Consider the following 23,215-nt stretch of genomic DNA (forward strand, 5'->3'; position numbering starts at 1 on the left):
CGGGACCATTCGGGGCCGAACAGCGGGCCGCCTGGGGCTGCGGCGCGGTTGCGCCAGGCCGCGCGTGCGGAGTGGAGCACGAGTTCCGCGGCGAGGAACGCCTCCGGCTCGTAGTCGCGGCCGAGTTCCGGGAGCGTGAGCGCGGCGCGGGCCAGGTAGCGCGCGAGGATCCCGGCGAACAGTCCGCCGTCGCCCCCGCCTTGCCCGAGCAGTACAAGGCGCGCGTTGGGCGGCGTCGTCGGGGTCAGATGCGCGGCGACGGCCGTCACGGTGCGCGCGGCGCGTTCCGCCCAAACGCCTGACTGGCCGTCATTTCCCCAGCTCGCGAGCTCGAGGCAGGCACCGAGGTACACGCCCTGGCAGTACGTGTACGTGGCCTTCTCGACCTCCCGGATCGAGCCGTCGCCGCCGACGTGCAGTCCGTCCCAGACGACGCCGGTCTGCGGATCGACGAGGTTCGCCTCGATCCAGCGCGCCGTGTCGAAGCCGCGCTCGTCGTGCAGCCGGGCGAAGAGGATCGCGGCCGGGCCGTTGGCGGGCACGTTCTTGAAGTCCTCGTCGTACTTGTCGCGCAGCCGCCACCAGATGCCGCCGCCGGAGTCGTCCGTCCAGCCGTGCCTCAGCGCGCCCGCCAACTGCTCCACGACGCCCGGCCTGCGAACGCCCACGTACTGTTCCGCGCGCTGCAGGGCGAGGGCGAGCCAGGCCATGTCGTCGTAGTAGTCGCTGAGCAAGTCCTTGCCGTTGCGGCTGCGGATGCCGTTGACGAAGTGGGCGACGCGGGCTCGGCGCGCGGGGTCGGGGCTGCGCACGTAGGCGTCGACCAGGCAGTCGAGGACGTGCGCCTGCCACCAGTAGTTCCACGGACCGAACACCCGTTGCGCGGGGGACGCCGGCCAGCTCGACACCCCGAGCAGCGTTCCGGGCAGCGCCCAGAGCCGCCGCAGGTGACGAACCCGGACCGCGCGCTCGGCCAGCTCGGCGCGCGCGGCCCACTGGCTCGCCCGCTCCGGCAGCTCGGGCACCATCGCCCCGCCGCGTTCGGCTCGCCTCACCCCTCCATCATGGCAGGCACCGCCGACCTCGGCCCGAAAGCACGCGAAAAGACGTTTTCCAACATTTATTGACATTGGTCCAGACCGGTAGTTCACTGCACCGCAGAACGGAATCAGGTCCCACACACACCCACGAAGGGTCCGTCAATGCCGTCGCACCCGCCTTCCCCCGTCCCGCGCGCCCGGCGCCGCTGGTCCGGGCTGTTTACCGCACTGATCACGGCCACCACCGCACTGGCCGGCGTCGGCGCAAGCACCCTCGCCGCCGCCCCGCCGGCCGCGGCCGAGTCCAACGGCGTCGGCCAGACGCCCGCGATGGGCTGGAGCAGCTGGAGCTATATCCGACACGATCCGACAGCAGCCAACATCGAGGCTCAGGCCAACGCGATGGTCTCCAGCGGTCTCAAGTCGGCCGGCTACGTCTACGTGAACGTCGACGACTTCTGGTACAACTGCCCCGGCAGCCAGGGCCCGGACGTCGACTCCTACGGCAGATGGGTGACGAACTCGACCAGCTTCCCGCCGAGTTCGAGCGGTGAGAACGGCATCGCCGTCGTCGCCGACTACGTCCACTCCCTCGGCCTCAAGTTCGGCCTCTACGTCACGCCCGGCATCTCCGACCAGGCCGTCTCCAAGAACACGCCGATCCAAGGCACCTCGTACACCGCCTCTGAGATCGCGAACGGCGCGAGCGAGGCGAACTACAACTGCGGCGGCATGCAAGGCATCAACTACAGCGCGGCCGGCGCGCAGGCGTTCATCAACTCGTGGGCCGACGAGTTCGCGTCCTGGGGCGTGGACTACCTCAAGCTCGACGGCGTCGGCGACTCCGACATCGGCGACACCCAGGCGTGGTCCACGGCGCTGGCGCAGTCCGGTCGTCCGATCCACCTCGAACTGTCGAACAGCCTGGACATCGCCAATGCCTCCACCTGGGCGCAGTACTCGAACGGCTGGCGGACAGGCGGCGACATCGAGTGCTACTGCGGCACCAACGCGGCCGGGAACCCGCAGCCGCTCACGACGTGGGGCAGCATCCAGGGCCGCTTCGCCCAGATCGCCCAGTGGCAGCCGTATGGAGGGCCGGGTGCGTTCAACGACTACGACTCGATCGAGTTCGGCGACGGCTCGACGACCGACGGCCTGAGCACGACCGAAGGCCAGTCGCAGTACGGGCTGTGGGCGATGGCCGCCTCGCCGCTGCTGCTCGGCGTGGACCTGACGCAGCTCAACTCGACCGAGGTCGCCGACCTGAAGAACGCGAACATCGTCGCCGTGGACCAGGACGGCATCGACGCACGACGGATCGTCAGCAACGTCAACCAGCAGGCCTACGCGAAGACCGAGCCGAACGGCGACGTCATCCTCGGCCTGTTCAACTTCAACGGGAGCGGCAGCCAGACGGTGACGGTCTCGCTCGCGGCGGCCGGGATCACCGGCAGCGCCGCGGCCACGGACCTGTGGACCGGCGGCTCGGCCGGCACGCTCAGCGGCACCTACAGCGTGACGCTCGCCGCCGGAGCCTCGCAGATCCTGAAGCTCGTGCCGGTCTCCGGGTCGCAAGGCTCGGCGACGTACCTCGCCGCGTCCTCGGCCAACACGCTGTCAGGTGGCGCCGCGGTCGCGGGCTGCAACTCCTGCCTCGGCGGCCAGAAGGTCGGGTTCGTGGGCAGCGGCGGCACGCTGACGTTCAACAACGTGAACGTGAGCACGGCCGGGAACTATGAGGTGCAGATCGGATACCTCGACGGTACGTCCGGCACGACCGGCCGATCGAGCACGATCACGGTGAACGGCGCGTCGGCGGGGACCGTGACCTACACGCCGACCGGCAGCTTCGCCAACCCGGGCTCGACGACGGTGTCGCTGCCGCTCAAGGCCGGATCGAACACCATCGAGTTCTCTAACTCCTCGGCGTACGCACCGGACTTCGACGCGGTCACCGTGCCGACGAACCCGACGACCTCCTCGACGACGTACCTCGCGGCCTCGGCCACGCTCGGAGGAGGCGCCGGAGCCGCAAGCTGCAGCGCGTGCACGGGCGGCGAGAAGGTCGGGTACGTCGGAAACAACAGCGGCACGATCACGTACAGCGTCAACGCCAGCAAGGCGGGCGTCTACCCGGTGCAGATCGAGTACTGCGACGGGACGTCGGGCACGACCGGCCGGTCCGCGACCTTCACGGTCAACGGCACGGTGGTGCAGACGAACGTCTTCACTCCGACCGGCGGCTTCTCGACGCCGGGCACGGTGACCGACTACTTCCCGCTGCAGGCCGGGTCGAACACGATCGAGATCTCGAACGGCTCGGCGTACGCGCCGGACTTCAACTCGATCGTCGTCAACCAGTGATGATGAGGTAGGCAGCGCGTTCCGTTGCTGATGCGTGCTTGATCACCGAGGTGATCAAGCACGCATCACTCATTCCAGCGGGGTGCGAGTGGTCTGAGCCAGGGAGGCGAGGACTTGTAGCTTCTCATCGCTCTCGCTGCCCTGGTCGGGGTAGTAGAGCACGAGCAGCAGATCGCCGACGGGAAGCTTGTCTCGGTGCAGATGGAGCTCGCCGACGACGGGATGTTTCACGGTGGTGGTCCCGCCGTCCAGGCTGCGGACGTCGTGGCGCGCCCAGAGGGCTCGGAACCGCTCGCTCGCGAGGGCGAGCTCGCCCACCAGCTCCACGAGACGCGGGTCGTCGATGTCGTCGCCGACGGACTTTCTGAAGGCGGCGACGAATCCTTCGGCGGAACGCGTCCAGTCCTGCTGGAACGCCTGCTCCTCGGGATCCAGGAGCAGTGACCGCAAACGGTTGTACCCGGGCTGAAGGCGTGGGGAGAGCGCGACCGCGAGCTCATTGGAAGCGAGCACGTCGAACGCGCGCCCTTCCACGAACGCGGGAACCCGCACACTCGCGAGCAGCTGGTGCAACCGTGCTGGCACGCGCTCGGGCTTGCGGCGCCGCCGCGGCCGGGGGCGCGCGGCGGCCAGGCCGAGCAGGAAGTCCTGCTCGACCTCGTCGAGCCGCAGGACCCGCGCGAGTGATTCGAGAACCTGCGTGGAGGGGTTGTGGTCGCGTCCGCGCTCGAGCCGCAGATAGTAGTCGGCGCTGATGCCGGCGAGCATCGAGACCTCCTCCCGGCGCAGCCCGGGAACGCGGCGATTCGTGCCCGCGGGGATCCCGGCCTGTTCCGGAGTGACCAGTGCACGCCGGGCACGGAGATAGCTCCCGAGCAGGTTGGCGCGGTCATCACCCATGCTCAGCATCGTAGTTCAGCGCCCCGCGGCGAAGGGGGGCCCTGCCAGGACTACGGACGACGGGGGTACTGCCCGGCCCGCGCCCGCGGGCCGAGACTGAACGTGTCGCCGCACCGCCGGCGCTCCGGATCCAGGAGTAGTGCATGGACATCAGCAACCGTACTGTCTTTATCGCCGGTGCCACCTCGGGCATCGGCCGCGAGCTCGCCCGGCGCTTCGCCGAGGCCGGAAGCACCGTCATCGTCGGCGGCCGACGGACCGACGAACTCGCCAAGCTCGCCGCTGACGGCTTCGACACCGTTCAGATCGACGTGACCGCCCAGCACAGCATCGACCGTGCCCGGGACACGATCGTGCACGCCCACCCGGACCTCGACACGATCGTGACGATGTCCGGGGTCATGATCCCCGAGGATCTGCGCGACCCCGCGCACTTCAGCGACTCGGCGAAGACCGTCGACACCAACCTGCTCGGCACCATCCGCGTCATCGACGCGTTCACCCCGCACCTGATCGCACGCGGCGCCGGTACGATCGTCACGGTCACCTCGGGCATCGCGTTCCTGCCGTTCCCCGTCATGCCCACCTACGCCGCCTCCAAGGCCGGCGTGCACGCATACTCCGAAGCGTTGCGCGCACAACTCGACGGGACCGGCGTCGAGGTCTCCGAACTCGTCCCCCCGGCCGTCGCCACCTTACCGGAGCACGCGAAGCGCAATCCGCGCGCGCTCGCGTTGGCCGACTTCGCCACCGAGGTGATGGACCTGCTCAGGACCGACCCCACTCCGCACGAGATCCTCGTGCAGGGTGTGCAGATGCATCGATGGGCCGAACGCGACGGCAGTTACGCCGAGTTGGTCGCCCAGCGCTCGCAGGCACTCGCGATGCTGCCGAGCCGTCAGCCGAGCGGACGCGAAGAGGCCTGACGCCGGGTTCGCTCGGGTACGCGGAAGTCCCGGCATACGGACAGGCGGCTGCGGCTGGCCGGGTGACGCTCGGCGCGTATATGCGTGGCTTGATCTCGGCGGGGTACGGATTGTCAGGATATCTGACAAGGCGTCACTCCGGTGGCCCGCACAGTCGAGGACGAGGCATGCTGAACAACCGAGCACTCTCCGCGGTGCTGCTCGCCGCGCTGGCCTGCGCGGCAGGGACCGACACGGCGCACGCCGCGTGCCCGTCGCGCGCGGCGGGCACGGCCGACGCCGTGGGCACCGTCGGCGCCACTGGTCCCGCGGGCACTGCCGACACCGCCGGCACCACGCGAACCTCATCGGACGCGCGCCGCGCGAGCGTGCCCGCGCGGAGCCTCAGTCTCCTGTCCCACGCGGTCCGGCAGCGTCACGTCCCGCCCGGGAAGACCTCGGGCACGATGAAGAGCACCAACTGGGCCGGGTACGCGGTGACCGGCGGCAAGTACACTTCCGTGGCCGCGAACTGGATCGAACCGAGCGTGACCTGCACCTCGAACGGGATCGTCGGGTTCTGGGTCGGCCTGGACGGCTGGGGCAGCACGAGCGTCGAACAGGACGGAACTGGCGTGGACTGCTCGAAGGGCACGCCGCAGCAGTTCGCCTGGTGGGAGACATACCCGGCGAACAGCGTCCAGGTCTACAACGCGCCGGTCTCGGCCGGCGACCGGATGTCATCCTCGATCGTCTCCCAGGGCCACGGCAGGTACGTCATGGTGCTGACGGACTGGACCGCGCGTTGGACGGTGCGGAACCCGGTCTCGCTGCCGAGCGGCCAGAACGCCAGCGCCGAGATCGTCGCCGAGGCCGTGAGCTCAGGGAACGACATCACCACGCTGCCCGACTTCGGCGCGATCGGCTTCACCGGCGCGACGATCAACGGCGGCTCGCCGCAGGCGGCGGCCGCGCAGCCGATCGACATGACGGACTCGTTGAACAACGTCATCGCCACGACCACGGACGCCGACCCGGACGGCGACTTCATCGTGAACTACACCGGCACGATGGCGTCCGCGCCGCTGCGGCGCGCGGGGCAGCTGTTCGGCAGGACGTAGCGCGTAAGCACCCGACGAACCCCGTAGCGCCGCGTTCGCTACGCTGACGCGCACCACATCTCGGTGATCAGCGTCCAGGCGGAACTCGCGCACTACGTCTTCGAATCCGATCCGGCGCAGGCGCGCGAGTCGCTCGGCCTGATCGCCGCCGCGAGCCGGGACGCGGTCGGCGAGATGCGCAACCTGTTGACGGTTCTACGACCTGACACCCCGACACGCGATGAGGCAGAACTCGAATATACGCCCGCTCTCAGCCTCGACCGCTGCTTGAGCTGGTCGAGCGGGCATGGGCCACCGGCGTGCCGGTGGCCACCGAGATCTCCGGCGAGCGACGTCCGCTGACCCCGGGCGCCGACGCGTGTGCGTACCGGATCGTGCATGAGGCGCTGACGAACGTGGCCAAGCGCGCGCCCGGGCCGAGACGCGCGTACGCCTCGCCTATCAGCGCTCCGGCCTGCGGATATCCGTGCTCAACGACGCGCCGCCGCGGCATGAAGGACCGCCGACGCGGGACGCGATCGGGGTGCTGCCGGAGCGGATGCGGCACGGCGGCACCGGCCTCGGGCTCATCGGCATGCGCGAGCGCGCGGCCACCTGCGGATCCGAGTTGGCGGCCGGTCCGCGGCCCGGCGGCGGCTACTCGGTCATCCTGAGGTTGCCATTAAGCCCGGAAGTAGACTCCCCGAAGGCCGCTCGCATATCATCAGGACCGTGACGCTCGTGCTCGTGGTTGACGACCAGGATCTTGTGCGAGCGGGCCTCGCGGCGCTGCTGCGGGCGGCGCCGAACGACTACGCCGTGACCGAGGCGCGGGACGGCTTCGAGGCGGTGCGGGCCACGGCGGAGCTCGCCCCCGACGTGATCCTGATGGACATTCGGATGCCCGGGATGGACGGCATCACCGCGATCCGGGAGATCCTCGCCGAGGCCGAGCGGGACGGGCGCGAGCCGCCGCGGATCCTCGTGCTGACGACCTTCGACCTCGACGAACACGTGCACAACGCGCTGCGCGCGGGCGCCAGCGGCTTCCTCGTGAAGAGCACTCCCGCGGCCCGGCTGTTCGCAGCCGTGGACGCGGTCGCCGCCGGGGATCTCGCGTTCACCCCGGAGATCACCCGGCGGCTGGTCGAAGCCTTCCAGCAGAAGCACGACTCGGCAGCCGACGCCGCCCCGTCCCCCGAGCCGCCCGCAGAGCCGGATCCCGCGCCGCGCCGCCCCTCGGACGAGCTGACCAGCCGTGAACTGGAGGTGCTGCGGATGGTCGGCACCGGCCTGTCGAACACCGACATAGCGGCGGAGCTGATGCTGGCCGAGGCGACCGTCAAAACGCACATCTACCGAGTGATGACCAAGCTGAACCTGGCCAGCCGCGCGCAGGTCGTCGTCTACGCGTACGAGACGGGGCTGGTCACGCCGGGCGGGCAGGCGTAGTAGGCCGCCCGGCGGTTCGGCTGCGGATCGGCTACGGCTCGGCGGCGGCTCGGTCGCCTACGACCCGAAGCCGGCGCGCACCTGGGTGAGCCGGAACTGGTTGCCGAAGGGGTCCCGGAACCCGGCGTCGATCCCGTAGATCCGCTCCTCCGGCTTCTCCTGGAACTCGACGCCGCGCCCGGACAGCTCCTCGTACGAGGCCTTGCAGTCGTCGGTGGTCAGGAAGATCGTGCTGCCGACGCCCTTGGCCAGCAGGTTCCTGAGCTGGCCCTCGGTCTCCTGGTCGAAGACCGGCTCGCCGGGGATGGCCATCAGCACGATGGCGGTGTCCGGCTGCCCGACCGGACCGACGGTGAGCCAGCGGAAGTTCCCCATCTCCGCCACAGTCACGTCGGAGCGGACCTCCAAGCCGAGCTTGTTCACGTAGAAGTCCAGGGCCTCGTCCTGGTCGGTGACGAATACCTGGTAGTTCGCGAGCTGGTACGACATAGCAGCCTCCGGTGTCGGGTCGATGGGCTCAACGCTAGTTCGAGGGCTCCGGCGCGTCTTCTCGAAACGTCCGGTGCTTCGGCCTGCCGTACGCACGCTGCACACACCATGGCACCAGCGCGAACTGCGAGGCCGGCGGGAACGCCGAGCGGTAGTCCGTGGGCTTGAGCCCGTACATGCGCACGAAGCTCGTCGTGAAGGACCCGACGCTCTGCAGCCCGACCAAGAAGCAGATGTCCGCCACCGCGTAGTCCGTGGTCCGCAGCAGCGCCGCCGCGCGCTCGAGCCGCCGCGTGAGCAGGTACGCATGCGGCGACTCGCCGAAGACCCGCCGAAACTCCTTACTGAAGTGCGCGCGCGAATACCCCGCCGCCCGCGCCAAGTCGTCAACCGTCAGCGGCTCGGCATACCGCGCGTCCGCAAGATCCTTCGCCCGCAGCAGGTGCCGCCCGATACGCACGGATTCGGAGGCCATATCCCGATGGTAGGCGAGGGCTCCGACAGGGAAAGGGAAGCCGACGTCGACGGAACAGGCGCAGGCAGCCCGGACGTAGGAGCCGATGCTCCGGCCTGACGTTACCGATCCGAGGGCGCGCGGACCTGTTCGCAGGATGCGCATCGGGCGGCCTTGGGCGGCCTCCCCGTAGGGCGGTAGAAGGCCCAGCCGTCACCGGCCGACACGCTGCACAGCGTGCGGCTCGGGTCGGAGCGCGCGATCGAGTGCCACGGATCGCCTTCGGATGCTCGCACGTCGACGTACCGCTCGGCCCGCCGGGGTCCGCACGCGGCGCAGTCGTCCACCTTCGCCCTGGTTCCGCCGGGGATCACGAGGCGGGTCAGCTGGTCGGAGGTGAGCCCGCACAGGCAGGTCACAGGGGGCGTCCAGCCGAATAGCTGCACGGTCTCGTGGCTCCGGTACTGTCCGTCCTCGATCCGCTCATAAGCGTGCATATGGTGCGTGTTACCCCTGATCATCGCATTCACGCAGGCGGCGCGGGCGGCGCGGGCGGGATAAGGCCAGCGCAGGGCCACCCACCGACCGCAAGCCGCCAACGCTCCCCCAGGCGAGCGCTGACCAGACGGCGCCTTGTTTCACAGTCGCGGAGCGGCGATCTACGAGACCGCAAGCTGCCCGATCAGATCGCCTTCCCCGGGTTCATGATCCCCAGCGGGTCGAGGGCGTTCTTGATCGCGAGTTGGGCGGCCATCGTCGCGTCGCCGAGCTCGGCGCCCAGCCAGTGGCGTTTGAGGGTGCCGACGCCGTGCTCGCCGGTGAGTGTGCCGCCTAGGTCGAGTGCGACGCGGAAGACCTCTTCGGCCGCGTCCCAGACCGCGCGCGGGATCTCGGGGAGGCCGCGGTCGAAGACGAAGACCGGGTGCAGGTTGCCGTCGCCGGCGTGCGCGACGGTGGGTACGGCCAGGTCATAGGCCGCGGCGATGCGTTCGACGGCGGCGAACATCTCCGGCAGCTTCGAGCGGGGCACGCACACGTCCTCGATCAGGCAGGCGCCCATGCGCTCGATCGCGGTGAAGGCCATCCGGCGCACGTCGAGCAGTTGCGCGGCCTCGGCCTCGTCGTCCGAGACTGCGACCACCGCTGCCCGGTTCACCGTGCAGCACTCGGCCATGACCTGCGCCGCGGCGGCCGCGTCCGGGCCGTCGGCCTGGCACAGCAGCATCGCGCTGGTCTTCGCGTCGAGGCCGATGTGCCGCCAGTCGTCGAGCGCCTCGAGCGTGGCGCGGTCCATCAACTCCAGCAGGCTCGGGCCGACGCTCGCGCGCACGATCGCCCACACCGCCTCGGCCGCGTCGACCAGGCTGGAGAACTCGGCCGCGACGGTCACCGGCGGGTGCTTCGGGGCCGGGCGCAGCCGCAGCGTGGCCGAGGTGATGATGCCGAGCGTGCCTTCGGAGCCGACGAGCAGCCCGGTGAGGTCGTAGCCGGTCACGCCCTTGACCGTGCGCCGGCCGGTGCGGATCAGCGAGCCGTCCGCGAGCACGGCCTCGAGCCCGAGCACCGAGTCGCGGGTCACGCCGTACTTCACGCAGCGCAGCCCGCCCGCGTTGGTCGCGAGGTTGCCGCCGATCGTGCACGTCTCGTACGAGCTCGGGTCCGGCGCGTACATCAGCCCGTGTGCCCGCGCGGCACGGTCCAGGTCCGCGTTGATCACGCCCGGTTCGACGACAGCGAGCTCGTCCTGCGGCGACAGCTCCTTGATGGCGGTCATCCGCGCGAGCGAGACGACGAGGCAGCCGTCGGTGGTGGCGGTGCCGCCGACGATCCCCGTCCCGCCGCCGCGCGGGATGAGCGGCACCCGGTGCTCGGCGGCCCAACGGACGGCCGCCTGCACGTCGGCGGCGGACTCGGCGATCACGACCGCGCACGGACGGCCCGGCTTCACGTAGGAGTGCTCGTCGTGGCAGAAGTCTCGGACGTCGTCGGGGTCGGTGATGACCCGGCCGCCGACCGCGTGAACCAGCTCGTTGAGTGTCACCGGAATGAGTCTAATGAGACGGAACGAAGAAGAAAGAGCGTCCCGTGCCGGTGTCGTCGTTGGCGGGACGACACCGGCACTCCCCTGTTGGGACTGACCCGAGCACGGCCCCCGTGGCGTGTGCGGGTGGGCTGGTCATGACTCTGCTGCATCGGACGGGTGCGGGACAACGGGTTTGCCGGGTCGTGAGACAACGTGGGCGGTCGCAAGCCATTGACCTGCGGTTTGGGACATCCCTGAAGAGTTTGTGAGACAGCGCGCGGCGCCGTGATGAGACAGCCGGCGCACCGGTTCACGCGTTCGGCGCTTCCGGGCTGCGCACTCGGCCATCCACCGTTTCCCTGGACGTAATCGGGGCATTGCGGAATGTCGCGAAATGTCTTCCCGATCCGCGCGAAACGAGGTGCCCACGATGGCCACGCTCAGCAAACCAGAGACGTTCAGCGGCGGGATCCGCAGTCTGGTCCCGGCACGCATCGACCGGCTGAGCTGGTCGCGCTTCCACACGATGATGGTCGTCGCGCTGGGCGTCGCCTGGATCCTGGACGGCCTCGAGGTCAGCATCGCGAGCAACGTCAGCCCGTATCTGACCGACCCGAAGTCGCTGGGCATGGGCACCGGCTCGGTCGCGTTCTCCGTCGGCACGATCTACCTCCTCGGCGAGGTCTTCGGCGCGCTGTTCTTCGGCAACCTCTCGGATCGCTGGGGACGGCGCAACCTGTTCATGATCACGCTCGGCGTCTACCTGGTCGGCGGCGGCCTGAGCGCGCTGACCTTCGGCAGGGGCGAGGGCTGGGTGCTCTACCTGAACGCGACTCGGTTCATCGCGGGCGCGGGCATCGGCGGTGAGTACGCGGCGATCAACTCGGCGATCGACGAGCTGATTCCGGCGCGCTTCCGGGGCCGCGTGGACATCGCCGTGAACGGCACGTACTGGGCCGGCGCGTTCCTGGCGTCGGTGCTGACCATCGCCGTCATCAAGCACCTGGACGTCAGCTACTCGTGGCGCATCGGCTTCCTTTTCGGCCCGGTGCTCGGCTTCGTGATCCTGTTCGTGCGGCGCAACCTCCCGGAGAGCCCGCGCTGGCTGGTGATGCACGGCCGGGTGGATGAGGCCGAGGCGGCGGTGACCCGAATCGAGGAGATGACGGTGCAGTCGGGCGGCACGCTCGAGCCCGTCGACGAGTCGAAGGCCATCGAGATCCTGCCCGCGGACAGCGTCGGCTACTGGGAGCTGACGAAGACGCTCTTCCGGCGCTATCCGAGCCGGTCTATCCTCGGCGCTTCGCTGATGATCACACAATCCTTCCTCTACAACGCGATCTTCTTCACGTACTCGCTCGTGCTGACGAAGATCTACGGCGTCGCGAACGGCAACACCGCCTACTACTTCATGGCGTTCGCGGCCGGCAACCTTCTCGGGCCGCTGCTGCTCGGGCATCTGTTCGACACGGTCGGGCGACGCAAGATGATCACCGGCACGTATTTCATCGCCGGAATCGGGCTCGCCGGCAGCGCCATGCTGTTCCACGCCGGGCTGCTGACAGCGCTCACCCAGACGATCTGCTGGTGCTTCATCTTCTTCTTCGCCTCGGCCGGGGCGAGCGCCGCGTACCTGACGGTCAGCGAGATCTTCCCGGTGGAGGTGCGGGCGAAGGCGATCGCGGTGTTCTTCGCGATCGCGCAGTGCTTCGGCTCCTTCGGCCCGTGGTTCTACGGCAAGCTGATCGGCAACACGACCGGGCAGACGGCGAACTACCTGGAGCACCACTCGGCGCTGTGGATCGGCTACCTCATCGGCGCGGCGGTGATGATCGCCGGAGCCATCGTCGAGTTGACGCTCGGCGTGGACGCGGAGGGCAGGTCGCTGGAGGACGTGGCTACGCCGCTGACGGCGGTCGGCGAGTCCGGCGGCCTGCTGAGCAACCCGACCGGAGCACCGCGCCCGCCGACGGCGTGATGCGCGCTCGGAAGGACGGATACCCCTTCAGGAAGACGGAGCTGAGGACGGAGCCGAGGACGAATCCGACGATGGCGACGACGCGGGCCGCCAGCCGAGTTCCGGCCCCAGCTTCGTTGCGATGTCGGTGAGGATCTGCACATAGTCCGCGTGCTCGAAGGAGAACGGCAGCGCGAAGGCGACCTCGTCCACCTCGCGGAAGCCCGCGTGCGCGTACAGCTGCTCGGCGATCTCGGTGCTGTTGCCGACCAGGTCCCGTGCGAACATCATTCGCGCAGGGCCTTGCGGCGTGGCGGTGCGCGGCGTGCGGCTCGCCGCGTACGCCTCGTACTTCGCCTTCTGCTCGGCAGACGCCGAGTCGGTCGGGATGACGACAAGGCCCTGCGACACGCGGGCGCGCTCGCCGTCCGGGTGGTGCGCGCGGAAGGCGCGGATCTGGGACTGCTGGATCTCGGCGAAGTCCTCCGACTCCTCCGCCTTGACGACGCTGCTGGTCAGCAGGTTCATGCCGTGCTCGCCGGCCCACTGCGCGGAACGCAGGCTGGCGCCGCCGTACCAGAGGCGCTGGGCGAGCCCGGCCGAGTGCGGCTGCACGCGGTCGGAGAAGTTCTCGATCCCGACCGTGCCGCTGAAGTCGCTCGCCTTCTCCCCGCGCACGAACGCGAGCAGGCGCTCGACCCGCGCGTAGCCGAAGTCCTCGACGTCCGCGGCGTCCGGGTAGAGCGCCTCTTTGACGGTCTCGTAGTGCATCGGCGGTCCGACGCTGATGCCCGGGTTGAGCCGCCCGCCGGAGAGGATGTCGACGGTGGCCAGGTCCTCGGCCAGCCGCAGCGGGTTCTCCCAGCCGAGCGGGATGACTGCTGTGCCGAGCTCGATCCGGCGCGTGCGCTGCGTGGCCGCGGCGAGCACGGCGACCGGCGAGGAGATGCCGTACTGCAGGTGGCGGTGCCGCACCCAGGCGCTGTCGAAGCCGAGCTGTTCGCCGAGCTCGATGATGCTGAGTGTGGTCTCGTGGCCCGGCCGCGGATCGGCCTCGTCGAACAGGCCGATCGTGAGGAATCCGAGTTTGCGCAAGGGTTCCGAACTCTGCGGCACGATGCCTCCATCTGCGTTTCACGGTGATCGATGATGGCAACGCGCCGCAGAGTCCGTTGCTTCCGTGCCCGGCCTGCGAATCTAGCCGAGCTCGCCGCTGGACAGGACGCGCGCCCGGCCGTCGCCCCAGGTGAGGTCGAAGCTCTGCTCGATCGGGTTGGTGGAGGAGATCGGGATGCGGGCCATGGTCACGTTCGAGCTCCACGGCGCGTTGGTCGCCGGGCAGGCGACCGTGAACGCCGCGACCCCGATCGCCGCCGCGCCACCGGCCTGGATCTGGTTGACCTCGGCGATCACGTCGGCCGTCTCCGTGTCCGAGCAGCCGTAGGTGCCGCTGATCGTCACCGTCCCGTTCGAGTTCACGGTCGCGGTCGGGTTGGCCTTGATGAAGGCGGTGTGCGCGACGAGCCGGGCGTCGGCCGTGGCACGCAGATAGTTGTCGACGACGGTGGCCTCGGCGTCGACCTCGGCGCTCGTCTTGATCCCGGAGAACGGCACGGTGGCGGACCACACGCCGTTCGTGACCTGACACGGGACGTTCAGCGTGGCCGTGTGCCCGCCGTCGCCGTTGCCCTGGCCGACCGCGAAGGCGATGGTGACCTCGTGTGCGCCGAGCGCGTCGTTGCAGGAGTAGGTGCCCTTGAACTTGATCGACGTGCCGCTGACCACGGTCGCCGAGCCCTGGGTGATCGCGATGTTCAGGTCGCCGGCGGCGACCCGCGGAGCGGCGGCCGAGGCGCTCGCGGTGCCGGCGGACATGGCCAGCATCGCGGTCAGCAGCGTCGCCGAAATACGGATGATCTTCATGAGCCGCATGGTCGCAGATCAGACCTCATACCAACGCCAGAACACGCCGTCGGCCCGGGATTCCTGACGGCGTGTCAGCGAGCGGTCCGCGGACGATCGGCGATCCGCCGGTCAGGCGGCGATCGGCTCCAGGCGGAAGACGGCGATCTCGGCGAGGTGCTCGGCGATCTCCGGCACCGGCGCGCCGCTGGGGAACGGCCATTCGGTCGACGGGCGGCCGAGGCTCAGCAGGTACGTGTGCACCGCCCGCGCGGCCGAGTCGTCCTCGACGAGCACCGCGCGGTGCCGCGGCTCCGGGTCGCCCTCGATCTCGCATTCGCCCGCCGCGAGCAGGTTGCGCACCCAGTCGCGGCGCCGATTCGGGGCGCAGAGGTAGCGCTCCCCCTCGACCATCGGGACCGCGATCGGCAGCGGGCGGGGCTCTCCGGACGTGCGCCCGGGAACCGAGAGCACCCGCAGCACGTAGCGGCTCTCCTGATAGGGAGCCGGCCCGTCGGTGCGGATCTTGCTCATCATGAACCGGTTGCGCTCCTGGGGATCCAGGTCGGCGGGATTCGTCACGCTCAGCAGACTAGCGCAGCGCTCTTGCCTACGGCGCGAATCAGTAGCACACTTGTTCGAAGGAGGGGTTGCCATGAGCGAGCAGCACGCGTCCGTGATATCGCACCGCAGTACCGCGTCCGACCTGATGGCGCGGGGTTTCGCGCTGTTCCCGCTGCGACCGGGGACGAAGGTTCCCGCCGTGCCGCGGGACTGGGAGCACGCGGCCACGACCTCGCCGCTGCGGCTACGGCAGCTCACGCCGGGCCCTGGCGCCAACTACGGCGTGGCGTGCGGGCCGAGCGACCTCGTCGTCGTCGACCTCGATGTCGCGAAGGCCGGGGAGAACGCGGAGGGTGCGGAGAACGGAGCGGGCGCGGCTGAGGGGGCGACGGACGGCTGGCGGGTGCTGCAGGATCTCGCCGCGCGGCACGAGGGCGAGCTGCCGCGCACCTTCACCGTGAGCACGCCGAGCGGCGGGCGGCACCTGTACTTCCGGCCGCCGGTCGACGGTGCGGCGCCGCGGAACACCGTCCGCCGGCTCGGGCCGCTGATCGACACACGTGGCGCGGGGGGCTACGTGGTCGCGCCCGGCTCGCGGGTGGACGGTGTGGAGTACCAGGTGATCGACGACGCGCCGATCGCGCCGCTTCCCGACTGGATCAGCACACTGCTGCGTCCGATGGAGGAACGGCCGCTGCCCGGCGAGCCGCTCTCGCTGGCGTCGGCGCTGGGCCCGGTGCGGGCCGAGCTCGGCGGGGCGTACGCGCGCACCGCGCTGGAGCGGGAGATCGCGCGGGTCGCCGCGGCGCGGGTCGGCACCCGCAACGACACCCTGAACAGGGCGGCGTACAACCTCGGCACGCTCGTCGGCAGCGGCCTGCTGGACCGGGCGGAGGTCGAGGTCGAACTCACCCGCGCGGCGCGCGGCGCGGGCCTGGAGGCGCGGGAGGTCACGGCCACGCTGCGCTCGGGCCTGACCGCCGGGATCGCCCGGCCGCGCCGGCTCGTCGGCGTCGGAGCCTCGGCAGCCGCCTCGGGCGTGCACCAGATCAGCCTGGACGACGGCGCCGAGGCGGGCAGAACGCTGATCCCGACGCACGTTCCACAGCCCGCCGACTGGCCGCGCGTCTTCGGCCGCCACATTCAGCTCAATATGGCGGCGACGGCCGTACGCCGCGAGCTGGCCGGGCAGGTCCCGAGCTTCGAACTCCCGGCGATGCCCGCGCTCTCGCCGCAGGGCCGGGAGGCCGCGCCGGCCGCGCTCGCGGAGCAGCTCACCGAGCTCGACGACGCGTACGAGCTCGCCGCGCAGGCGAGCGGGCCGATCGTCGGCTCGGCGCCCTGGCAAGAGATCCTCGCGCTCGTCGACGCGCTGCGCGACCTGAACGACGAGCTGATCGGCGTGCCCGAACCGTTGCCCGCGCCGATCCTCGCGCTCATCAGGTCCCTGACGTCGGTGGCCGCGCGGCAGGTCGTGGCGCTGGCCAAGGAGATCGCGGTCAAGCTCAACGCGGACGGCCTGCGCCACTCGCCGCTGTGGATCGGCGTGCGCCGGATGCAGCGCGCGGCCGAGGCGGTCGCCGACTTCGGCACGCCCGTCAGCCCGCTCACCCCCTCGCGGCAGGCCGTGGGCCGCGGCGCGCTGCAGACCCAGCTCAACGCGATGCGCCGGAGCATTCAGTCCCCCGCGCGGACCCGTCCGACCGCCGCCGCGAGCTGACCGCCGCCGTTCCGCGCCCGGGATCACTCGGAAGTCGCCCGGAAATTCGCCTGGTCGGGGGCGATTCGGTCCTAGCCGCAGGCTAACCGCTAGCCTTGGCCTCGGCGGGTTGAACCGAAACGGGCAGGAGCTGGGCGAGGATGCAAGGGCGCGGCGGACCGCGGGAGGTCAGCCCCAGGCTGCGTCAGGTCTCCGACTACGCGTGGCGGCTGCTGCTGCTCGGCGGGGTCGGGTACGTGCTGTTCCTGGTGGCGCTGCGCTTCGAGCTGATCTTCGTGGCGCTGTTCATCGCGCTGATCTTCGCCTCGCTGCTGCGTCCGCCGGTGAACATGCTGGCCCGGTTCGTGCCGCGGTCGCTCGCCCTGGTGCTCACCGCGCTGTGCGGGCTCGCCCTGATCGGCGGCCTGTTCTGGTTCGCGGGCAACTCCGTCGCGAACGAGTCGGGCAGCCTCAACACCGAGTTCCACAGCGGCGTGACCCGGATCGAGCGCTGGCTGGAGGCCAAGCCGTTCCACGTCAACCCGAGCACGCTGTCGAACCTGCAGGGCAAGCTCACCTCGTACATCTCGGCACACCGCACGACGCTGCTCAACCAGGCGCTGAACGGCGCCGGCCGGATCGTGGACGTGCTGACCGTGCTGGCGCTGGCCGTGTTCTGCTCGATCTTCTTCGCGAGCTCCGGCGACAAGATGTGGCACTGGTTCCAGGACCAGCTGCCCGACTCCGTGCGTCCGACCTGGAAGCGCTGCGGCACCGCCGCCTGGCACACCTTCGCGGGCTACACACGCGGCATCATCCTCGTGGCCGCGACGAACGCGATCATGGTCGGCGTCGCGCTCAAGCTGCTGCACGTCCCCCTCGTACTGCCGCTGATCCTGCTCGAGTTCTTTGCCAGCTTCATCCCGCTGATCGGCTCCCCCATCGCGATGGCCGTCGCCACCGTCGTGGCCCTGGCGAGCCAAGGCGTGACGACCGCGATCGTCGTGCTGGTGCTGATCGTGGTCTTCGGCCAGATCGAGGGCCACGTCCTGCAGCCCTTCGTGATGGGCTGGTCCGTCCGGCTGCACCCGGTGGTGGTCGCGGTCTCGGTGATCGCCGGAACCATCTCGGCGGGCCTACTCGGCGCGGTCGTCGCCGTGCCGCTCATCTCGATCGCCTGGGCCGTCATCAGGGAGCTGCGAGCCGAGGCGGAGGCCGGGCCCGCCGAGATCGGGACCGCCGATACCGCGGCCGAGCCCGCCGCGTCCGCCGTCGTCCCCGCGCAGCCCGACGAGCCCGACCTGGTCGTCGACGCCGACAGCGACCCGGCAGACGCCAGCGTCGAGTAGCTCACGGGCAAGTCCGTCGGAGTCGGGTAGCTCGAGGCCGAGAGGCTTTCGCAGGCCTCTTCCCCGGACGCGCTCCTAGGCCTCTCTCTCCCGGCGCTTGACGACCCCTTGGACGCGCGGTAAGTTCCGGACAAGGTTAGTAAACCTAACTTACAGGGACTCGTATCCTTGGGAGGTCCGGTGTTCCTCGGGCGACGGCGTGCGCTGCGGCATGCCGCATACGGCCTATCCGGCTGCGCGGCAGCCGGCGTGATCGTGCTGCTCATCGCCCAGGTGCTGGCGGTGCCCGGACGGGCCGCACTCCCGTCCGGCTCCGCTGGCGTCGGAGGTCCTGATCCGGCGGCGGCGACGCGGATTCCGCTCAAGCCGGGCCCGGCGGACGCGGTACTCACCGCGCGCGGCGACCTCTCCCGGCTCGGGCTCGACAACGCGGAGCCCGAGCTCAGCCAGGCGGCGCTGACCTCGGGCCGGTTCGGCAAGCGGGTCGGCTATCCGGTGGACGGCAAGATCTACGCGCAGCCGCTGTACGTGCCGGGACTGCACATCGACGGCGGCGTGCACAATGTCGTGATCGTGGCGACGGAGCATGACTCGGTCTACGCGTTCGACGCCGACGCCACGTCCCCGACCGTCGCACCGCTCTGGCACGTCTCACTGCTCCAGCCGGGCGCACGCACGTTCCAGGCCGCATCCGACCGCGTGGCGAAGAACCGAACCTGCAACTCCATCGCCCCCGAAGTCGGTATCACCAGCACGCCGGTCATCGACTGGGCGACGCAGACCATTTACGCCATGGCGCTCGACGTCGAGCACGGCGCACTGACTTACCGGCTGCACGCACTCGCCCTGACTACGGGTGCTGATATTCATCCGTCCGCGGTGGTGACCGCCTCGGTGAGCGGATCAGGGCTCGACGCCGTGAACGGCAGCGTCGCGTTCAAGGCCACCGAGGAGCAGCAGCGGATGGGGCTGACCGAGGTGAACGGCGTGGTGTACGCCGGGTTCGCCTCGTGGTGCGGTTGGGCGCCGTACCACGGCTGGGTGCTCGGCTACTCCGCCGCCACGTTGGCCCGGCAGGTCGTGTTCAACTCATCGCCTAACGCGTGGGGCGGCGGGCTGTGGGAGTCGGAGAGCGGTATCACCGTCGACGCCCACGGCCACCTCTACCTCGTCACCGGGAACGGGCCCTTCGACCTGGACCGCGGCGGCCGGGACGCGGGCGACTCAGTGCTCGAAGTCGTACCGGAGAACGGAACCCTGCACGTCCTCGACTACTTCACTCCCTTCGACCAGCTCTGCCGCGCCGAACACGACCAGGACCTCGGCTCCGGCTCGCCGCTGGTCATCCCGGGTGAACACGAGCTCGTACTCTCTTCGAAGACCGGCGCCGTATACGTGCTCTCCGAAGCCTCGCTCGGCCGGTACCACTCGGTCTCCAATCCGTGCGGCCGCACCATGGAGGCGCGTACGAATGTTGACACGATCAAGCAGGAGCTGAGCTTCGACAGCGTCCAGGGCGGCATGTGGGGAACGTGGGCTTACTGGTCGCAGGATGCGACCTCGTACGTCTACGGCAGCGGCTCGACCTCGCGGCTCACCCAGTACCGGCTGCGGCCCGGCGGCACGATCGCGGCCACGCCCGTCGCCCAGGCCCCGCTCGCCTACGCGTACCCGGGCTCGATCCCCGTCGTCACCGGGAACGACGGCCGACCGGGTAGTGGCGTGGTGTGGACGGTGGACCAGACGCATGGCGCCACGCTGCGGGCGTTCGCGGCGGACGACGTCGCCAAGCAGCTGTGGACCAGCGCCGCCGATCCGGGACGGGACGGCCTCGATCCGGGCGAGTTCGACCACTTCACCGTGCCGACCACCGCGGACGGCCTGGTGATCGTCGGGGACCAGGGACACCTGGAGATCTACGGAAGCCTCTAGGCCGTGTCTTCAAAGCTGTGTCATAGCCAGTCATTGATGGCGGCGATCTGCGTGGTGGCCTCGTAGCGGACGGCGAGCTTGTCATAGCGAGTGGCCACGGCGCGGTGCCGCTTGAGCTTGCTGATCCCGCACTCGACCGCGTGGCGCTGCTTGTAGCGCTCGCGATCGAAGGCGTACTCGCGTCCACCGTGCCTGCCTCGCCTGCGCCGGTTGGCCGCCTGGTCGGCCTTGATCGGTATCGTGCCGTCTATGCCGCGTCGGCGCAGGTGGGCACGGTTGGCTCGGGACGCATACGCCCTGTCCGCCAGCACGCGATCCGGGCGAGTACGCGGGCGACCGCGACCCGGGCGAGGCACGCGGATCCGCGCAAGGACCGTGATGAACTGCGGGCTATCGCCGCGCTGCCCGCCGGTCAGTACCAGCGCCATCATTCTGCGGCCCTGCTCGCAGGCCAGATGCAGCTTCGTGCTCCACCCACCGCGGGAGCGCCCGAGCGCATGATCGGCGGGCTCATCGCTCACGGCGCGATCCCTTCGGGCGCCGGCGGCGTGCTGATGCGCGCGCACGACCGTGGAGTCGACCGAGACGTCCCACGTGATCAGCCCGCGGGCATCGGCCCGCGCCTGGAGCGCGGTGACCAGCATCGCCCACACCCCGGTCAACTGCCAGCGACGGAAGAAGGTGTAAACGCTCTGCCAGGGACCATAGCGTTCGGGCACATCGCGCCAGGGTGCTCCGACCCGCACCCGCCAGCGCACCCCGTCGATCAACCGCCGTCGTGGGTGGATCGGCGGGCGACCCTGCCTCGCCCCGGCCGGCAACAGCGGCTCGAGTACCGCCCACTGGGCGTCGGTCAGATCAAAGCGGGCACCAGCCGGTATCGTCTGCATCCGAGGTCTCCGGTACTGAAAGTCATCTTGGTCGACGACTCAACTACCGGAGACCTCACTCATACGCACCCTGCGACACGCCACCGCGACCAGACCGTGACCAGCAACGCCACCCAGCATCCCCGCTTTGAAGACACGGCCTAGGGTTGGTCGGTTTATCGGGGGGCAGATCCGTTCCTTCCGGGTAACGTGGGGTTCGTGCTGATGATCGAGGTGGACGGCCACGAGCCGACCCGCGGGGAGCTGCAGGACGCGGCGCTGAACCCGTATGGCCACTTCACGGCCATGCAGGTCCGCGACGGCCGGACACGTGGGCTGGACCTGCACCTGGCCAGGCTCGACGAGGCGAACCGGGCGGTATTCGGCGAGGCGCTGGACGGGGATCGGGTCAGGGGGATGATCCGGCACGCGCTGGCGGGCGCTGGGAGTGCCGATGCGTCCGTACGGGTGATCGTGCGGGGCGCGGGCGAGGTCGGCATAAGCAGCGGTCCGGATGACGGTCCTGGGGTCCGCGTCTTCGTGACGGTCCGCGCGCCGTTCACCATGCCCGCCGACGCGACACAGCGGCTCAAGTCGGCGGCATACCAGCGTGCGGTCGCGCACATCAAGCGGCCGGGCGATTTCGGTCAGGGCTACGTCATCGACCGCGCCATCGACGCGGGCTACGACGACGCGCTACTCGTCGCCCCGGACGGCACGATCGCAGAGTCCGGAATCGCGAACATCGCATTCTTCGATGCTGCGACGAGCCCGGACGATTCGAATCCGGACGTTGCGAACCCGGGCGCTGCGAACCCAGCCGCCGTGAACCCGAGCGTCGTCTGGCCGGACGCGCCGGTGCTGCCGGGCATCACGATGCAACTGGTGGCGCCGAGGCTGGCCGAGTACGGCATGCCGTCGCGCACGGCACGCGTCACGCTCGACGAGCTCGGCCGCTTCGCCGGCGCATGCGTCACCAATTCGCGCGGCATCGCGGCCGTGAGCAGAATCGACGACGTCGAGCTGCCGATCGCGACGGAGTTCGTCAAGGCGCTTCACGCGGCGTACGACTCAGTCCCCTGGGATGTGATCTGAACCGTGGCCGACGTGTCCTTCCGTCCGTTCACGCGCGCGGATCTGCCGCTGCTGGCCACGTGGCTGGACACCCCGCACGTCGCCCACTGGTGGCCGCGCGAGGACACCAGCCTCGCAGCGCTCGACGCGCACTACGGCCCGGCGATCGACGGCACCGACCAGTCGCGCCTGTTCCTGATCCTCATAGACGACGGCACACCCGTCGGGTTCTGCGAGACATACCTGCACGCCGACAATCCCGAATGGGACCAGACGATCGGTCTGCCGAACGTCGCCGGGATCGATTATCTGATCGGAGCGCCGGAGCTGTGCGGCCACGGCCTCGGCACGGCCATGATCGGCGCGTTCACCGGGCTCGTATTCGGCCTGTATCCGCAGGTGAGCGGGATCGCCTCGGTGCCGCAGGCAGCCAACCCGGCGTCGCGCCGAGTGCTGGAGAAGAACGGCTTCCGTCTTGTGGACGTCCGCACCGTCGAGTCAGACGACCCCGGCGACTCCGGCCCGGCCGCGATCTACCTGCTGGAGCGTGCGTGACACGCACAGTGCGCCCGCGACTCAACGCGCCGTCGTCTCGGAGGCTCCCGAGCCAGGGAAATCGGCGGTACTGTCGCAGACGTCCGGCTGAGATCACCGACCATGCCTGAAGGGTGCTCCGAGATGCGGCTTGACCACGTCGTCCTGCACGTCGCCGACCCAGTGAAGTCAGCCGAGTGGTTCCAAGACGTCGTCGGGCTCGAGCCGGTGCGCCTCGAGGAGTACAAGCGCGGAGACTCGCCATTCCCGTCCGTGCGCATCGCCGAGGACGCGATCATGGACCTGTCCCCGCTCAGCGCCGCGCCGGAGCTCGAACAGGCCACTCGCACGCCGGGCAGCGTCGGGCACAAGGTCAACCACGTGTGCATCGCGATGACGCGCGAAGAGTACGACGCCCTCGACGAGCGGCTGCGCGCGGACGGCCGTGACACCTCCGCTCGGGTCCGGCCCACGTACGGCGCGCGCGGTTGGGCGCCGGAGAACTTCTACTTCCAGGACCTCGACGGAAACGTGATCGAGGCGCGCTACTACGAGCACTGATATTGGCCGCGGGGTTGCCGATCTGATCTGAGCGAGCGTCGTGC

22 protein-coding genes are annotated in these 23,215 nt (G+C 69.8%); 12 read left to right on the forward strand and 10 right to left on the reverse strand.

Annotated features, from left to right (window positions below; genetic code table 11):
- Positions 1-1,055, reverse strand: a 1,055-nt coding sequence (locus tag VG296_RS08950; protein ID WP_325565024.1) for a glycoside hydrolase family 76 protein, incomplete at its 3' end; no start/stop codon positions are given.
- A gap of 147 nt (positions 1,056-1,202) precedes the next feature.
- On the opposite strand from VG296_RS08950, the gene VG296_RS08955 reads away from it, so the two are divergent.
- The gene (locus VG296_RS08955) at positions 1,203-3,407 is read left to right on the forward strand and encodes an alpha-galactosidase D (RefSeq protein WP_325565026.1); all 2,205 of its coding nucleotides are present in this window, start codon (positions 1,203-1,205) and stop codon (positions 3,405-3,407) included.
- Between the two features lie 69 nt (positions 3,408-3,476).
- Here the strand turns inward: VG296_RS08955 and VG296_RS08960 are convergent, their stop codons facing one another.
- Positions 3,477-4,307 (reverse strand): helix-turn-helix transcriptional regulator, encoded by an 831-nt coding sequence (locus tag VG296_RS08960; protein ID WP_325565028.1) that lies wholly within the window; start codon positions 4,305-4,307, stop codon positions 3,477-3,479.
- Positions 4,308-4,450: 143 nt separating this feature from the next.
- Here VG296_RS08960 and VG296_RS08965 point away from each other — a divergent pair, with 143 nt between their 5' ends.
- The 4 genes from VG296_RS08965 (at position 4,451) to VG296_RS08980 (ending at position 7,764) form a co-directional block, all read left to right on the forward strand.
- Positions 4,451-5,233, forward strand: a complete 783-nt coding sequence (locus VG296_RS08965) for an SDR family oxidoreductase (protein ID WP_325565030.1) — start codon at positions 4,451-4,453, stop codon at positions 5,231-5,233.
- A gap of 167 nt (positions 5,234-5,400) precedes the next feature.
- On the forward strand, positions 5,401-6,333 hold the full coding sequence (locus tag VG296_RS08970; RefSeq protein WP_325565032.1) for a G1 family glutamic endopeptidase: 933 nt from the start codon (positions 5,401-5,403) through the stop codon (positions 6,331-6,333).
- Positions 6,334-6,390: 57 nt separating this feature from the next.
- Positions 6,391-6,675, forward strand: a complete 285-nt coding sequence (locus VG296_RS08975) for a histidine kinase dimerization/phosphoacceptor domain-containing protein (protein ID WP_325565066.1) — start codon at positions 6,391-6,393, stop codon at positions 6,673-6,675.
- A 369-nt stretch (positions 6,676-7,044) separates the two neighbouring features.
- Complete coding sequence (locus VG296_RS08980) at positions 7,045-7,764, forward strand: response regulator transcription factor (protein WP_325565034.1); 720 nt, start codon at positions 7,045-7,047, stop codon at positions 7,762-7,764.
- 57 nt (positions 7,765-7,821) lie between these two features.
- Here VG296_RS08980 and VG296_RS08985 read toward each other — a convergent pair whose 3' ends face one another.
- The 4 genes from VG296_RS08985 to VG296_RS09000 all read right to left on the reverse strand — a co-directional run bounded on the left by VG296_RS08985 (position 7,822) and on the right by VG296_RS09000 (position 10,748).
- Positions 7,822-8,253, reverse strand: coding sequence for a VOC family protein (locus tag VG296_RS08985; RefSeq protein ID WP_325565036.1), 432 nt, complete (start codon positions 8,251-8,253; stop codon positions 7,822-7,824).
- A 34-nt stretch (positions 8,254-8,287) separates the two neighbouring features.
- Complete coding sequence (locus tag VG296_RS08990) at positions 8,288-8,728, reverse strand: helix-turn-helix transcriptional regulator (protein ID WP_325565038.1); 441 nt, start codon at positions 8,726-8,728, stop codon at positions 8,288-8,290.
- 101 nt (positions 8,729-8,829) lie between these two features.
- The gene (locus VG296_RS08995) at positions 8,830-9,204 is read right to left on the reverse strand and encodes a hypothetical protein (RefSeq protein ID WP_325565040.1); all 375 of its coding nucleotides are present in this window, start codon (positions 9,202-9,204) and stop codon (positions 8,830-8,832) included.
- A 185-nt stretch (positions 9,205-9,389) separates the two neighbouring features.
- The gene (locus VG296_RS09000) at positions 9,390-10,748 is read right to left on the reverse strand and encodes an FAD-binding oxidoreductase (protein WP_325565042.1); all 1,359 of its coding nucleotides are present in this window, start codon (positions 10,746-10,748) and stop codon (positions 9,390-9,392) included.
- Between the two features lie 412 nt (positions 10,749-11,160).
- Here VG296_RS09000 and VG296_RS09005 point away from each other — a divergent pair, with 412 nt between their 5' ends.
- Positions 11,161-12,708 carry an MFS transporter gene (locus VG296_RS09005; RefSeq protein ID WP_325565044.1) on the forward strand — a complete coding sequence of 516 codons (1,548 nt, stop codon included), beginning with the start codon at positions 11,161-11,163 and terminating at the stop codon, positions 12,706-12,708.
- A gap of 27 nt (positions 12,709-12,735) precedes the next feature.
- Here the strand turns inward: VG296_RS09005 and VG296_RS09010 are convergent, their stop codons facing one another.
- The 3 genes from VG296_RS09010 to VG296_RS09020 all read right to left on the reverse strand — a co-directional run bounded on the left by VG296_RS09010 (position 12,736) and on the right by VG296_RS09020 (position 15,171).
- Positions 12,736-13,803 carry an LLM class flavin-dependent oxidoreductase gene (locus VG296_RS09010; protein ID WP_325565046.1) on the reverse strand — a complete coding sequence of 356 codons (1,068 nt, stop codon included), beginning with the start codon at positions 13,801-13,803 and terminating at the stop codon, positions 12,736-12,738.
- A gap of 81 nt (positions 13,804-13,884) precedes the next feature.
- Positions 13,885-14,610 carry a hypothetical protein gene (locus VG296_RS09015; RefSeq protein ID WP_325565048.1) on the reverse strand — a complete coding sequence of 242 codons (726 nt, stop codon included), beginning with the start codon at positions 14,608-14,610 and terminating at the stop codon, positions 13,885-13,887.
- A 111-nt stretch (positions 14,611-14,721) separates the two neighbouring features.
- Entirely contained in the window at positions 14,722-15,171 is a 450-nt protein-coding gene (locus VG296_RS09020; protein WP_325565050.1) for a hypothetical protein, read from the reverse strand.
- Between the two features lie 73 nt (positions 15,172-15,244).
- On the opposite strand from VG296_RS09020, the gene VG296_RS09025 reads away from it, so the two are divergent.
- The 3 genes from VG296_RS09025 to VG296_RS09035 all read left to right on the forward strand — a co-directional run bounded on the left by VG296_RS09025 (position 15,245) and on the right by VG296_RS09035 (position 20,133).
- Entirely contained in the window at positions 15,245-16,873 is a 1,629-nt protein-coding gene (locus VG296_RS09025; protein WP_325565054.1) for a bifunctional DNA primase/polymerase, read from the forward strand.
- 140 nt (positions 16,874-17,013) lie between these two features.
- Complete coding sequence (locus VG296_RS09030) at positions 17,014-18,201, forward strand: AI-2E family transporter (protein ID WP_325565056.1); 1,188 nt, start codon at positions 17,014-17,016, stop codon at positions 18,199-18,201.
- Positions 18,202-18,381: 180 nt separating this feature from the next.
- On the forward strand, positions 18,382-20,133 hold the full coding sequence (locus VG296_RS09035) for a hypothetical protein (RefSeq protein WP_325565058.1): 1,752 nt from the start codon (positions 18,382-18,384) through the stop codon (positions 20,131-20,133).
- Positions 20,134-20,153: 20 nt separating this feature from the next.
- Here VG296_RS09035 and VG296_RS09040 read toward each other — a convergent pair whose 3' ends face one another.
- Positions 20,154-21,023: an IS5 family transposase gene (locus VG296_RS09040; protein WP_325565060.1), complete on the reverse strand. Its 870-nt coding sequence runs from the start codon at positions 21,021-21,023 to the stop codon at positions 20,154-20,156.
- A 204-nt stretch (positions 21,024-21,227) separates the two neighbouring features.
- On the opposite strand from VG296_RS09040, the gene VG296_RS09045 reads away from it, so the two are divergent.
- From VG296_RS09045 to VG296_RS09055, 3 genes are all read left to right on the forward strand, one after another.
- Positions 21,228-22,097 (forward strand): aminotransferase class IV, encoded by an 870-nt coding sequence (locus VG296_RS09045; RefSeq protein WP_325565068.1) that lies wholly within the window; start codon positions 21,228-21,230, stop codon positions 22,095-22,097.
- A gap of 3 nt (positions 22,098-22,100) precedes the next feature.
- The gene (locus VG296_RS09050; protein WP_325565062.1) at positions 22,101-22,631 is read left to right on the forward strand and encodes a GNAT family N-acetyltransferase; all 531 of its coding nucleotides are present in this window, start codon (positions 22,101-22,103) and stop codon (positions 22,629-22,631) included.
- Positions 22,632-22,754: 123 nt separating this feature from the next.
- On the forward strand, positions 22,755-23,171 hold the full coding sequence (locus VG296_RS09055; RefSeq protein ID WP_325565064.1) for a VOC family protein: 417 nt from the start codon (positions 22,755-22,757) through the stop codon (positions 23,169-23,171).
- Positions 23,172-23,215 lie beyond the last annotated feature (44 nt).

It is taken from the genome of Actinospica sp., assembly GCF_035552695.1.
GTDB lineage: Bacteria > Actinomycetota > Actinomycetes > Streptomycetales > Catenulisporaceae > Actinospica.

Bases quoted from the DNA above. Each gene is read 5' to 3' on its own strand.
- VG296_RS09045 (WP_325565068.1), top strand. From the start codon at position 21,228: ATGATCGAGGTGGACGGCCACGAGCCGACCCGCGGGGAGCTGCAGGAC.
- VG296_RS09030 (WP_325565056.1), top strand. From the start codon at position 17,014: ATGCAAGGGCGCGGCGGACCGCGGGAGGTCAGCCCCAGGCTGCGTCAG.
- VG296_RS09025 (WP_325565054.1), top strand. From the start codon at position 15,245: ATGAGCGAGCAGCACGCGTCCGTGATATCGCACCGCAGTACCGCGTCC.
- VG296_RS09055 (WP_325565064.1), top strand. From the start codon at position 22,755: ATGCGGCTTGACCACGTCGTCCTGCACGTCGCCGACCCAGTGAAGTCA.
- VG296_RS08995 (WP_325565040.1), bottom strand. From the start codon at position 9,204: ATGCACGCTTATGAGCGGATCGAGGACGGACAGTACCGGAGCCACGAG.
- VG296_RS08960 (WP_325565028.1), bottom strand. From the start codon at position 4,307: ATGGGTGATGACCGCGCCAACCTGCTCGGGAGCTATCTCCGTGCCCGG.
- VG296_RS08955 (WP_325565026.1), top strand. From the start codon at position 1,203: ATGCCGTCGCACCCGCCTTCCCCCGTCCCGCGCGCCCGGCGCCGCTGG.
- VG296_RS08970 (WP_325565032.1), top strand. From the start codon at position 5,401: ATGCTGAACAACCGAGCACTCTCCGCGGTGCTGCTCGCCGCGCTGGCC.
- VG296_RS08985 (WP_325565036.1), bottom strand. From the start codon at position 8,253: ATGTCGTACCAGCTCGCGAACTACCAGGTATTCGTCACCGACCAGGAC.
- VG296_RS09040 (WP_325565060.1), bottom strand. From the start codon at position 21,023: ATGCAGACGATACCGGCTGGTGCCCGCTTTGATCTGACCGACGCCCAG.
- VG296_RS09005 (WP_325565044.1), top strand. From the start codon at position 11,161: ATGGCCACGCTCAGCAAACCAGAGACGTTCAGCGGCGGGATCCGCAGT.
- VG296_RS09015 (WP_325565048.1), bottom strand. From the start codon at position 14,610: ATGAAGATCATCCGTATTTCGGCGACGCTGCTGACCGCGATGCTGGCC.
- VG296_RS08990 (WP_325565038.1), bottom strand. From the start codon at position 8,728: ATGGCCTCCGAATCCGTGCGTATCGGGCGGCACCTGCTGCGGGCGAAG.
- VG296_RS08965 (WP_325565030.1), top strand. From the start codon at position 4,451: ATGGACATCAGCAACCGTACTGTCTTTATCGCCGGTGCCACCTCGGGC.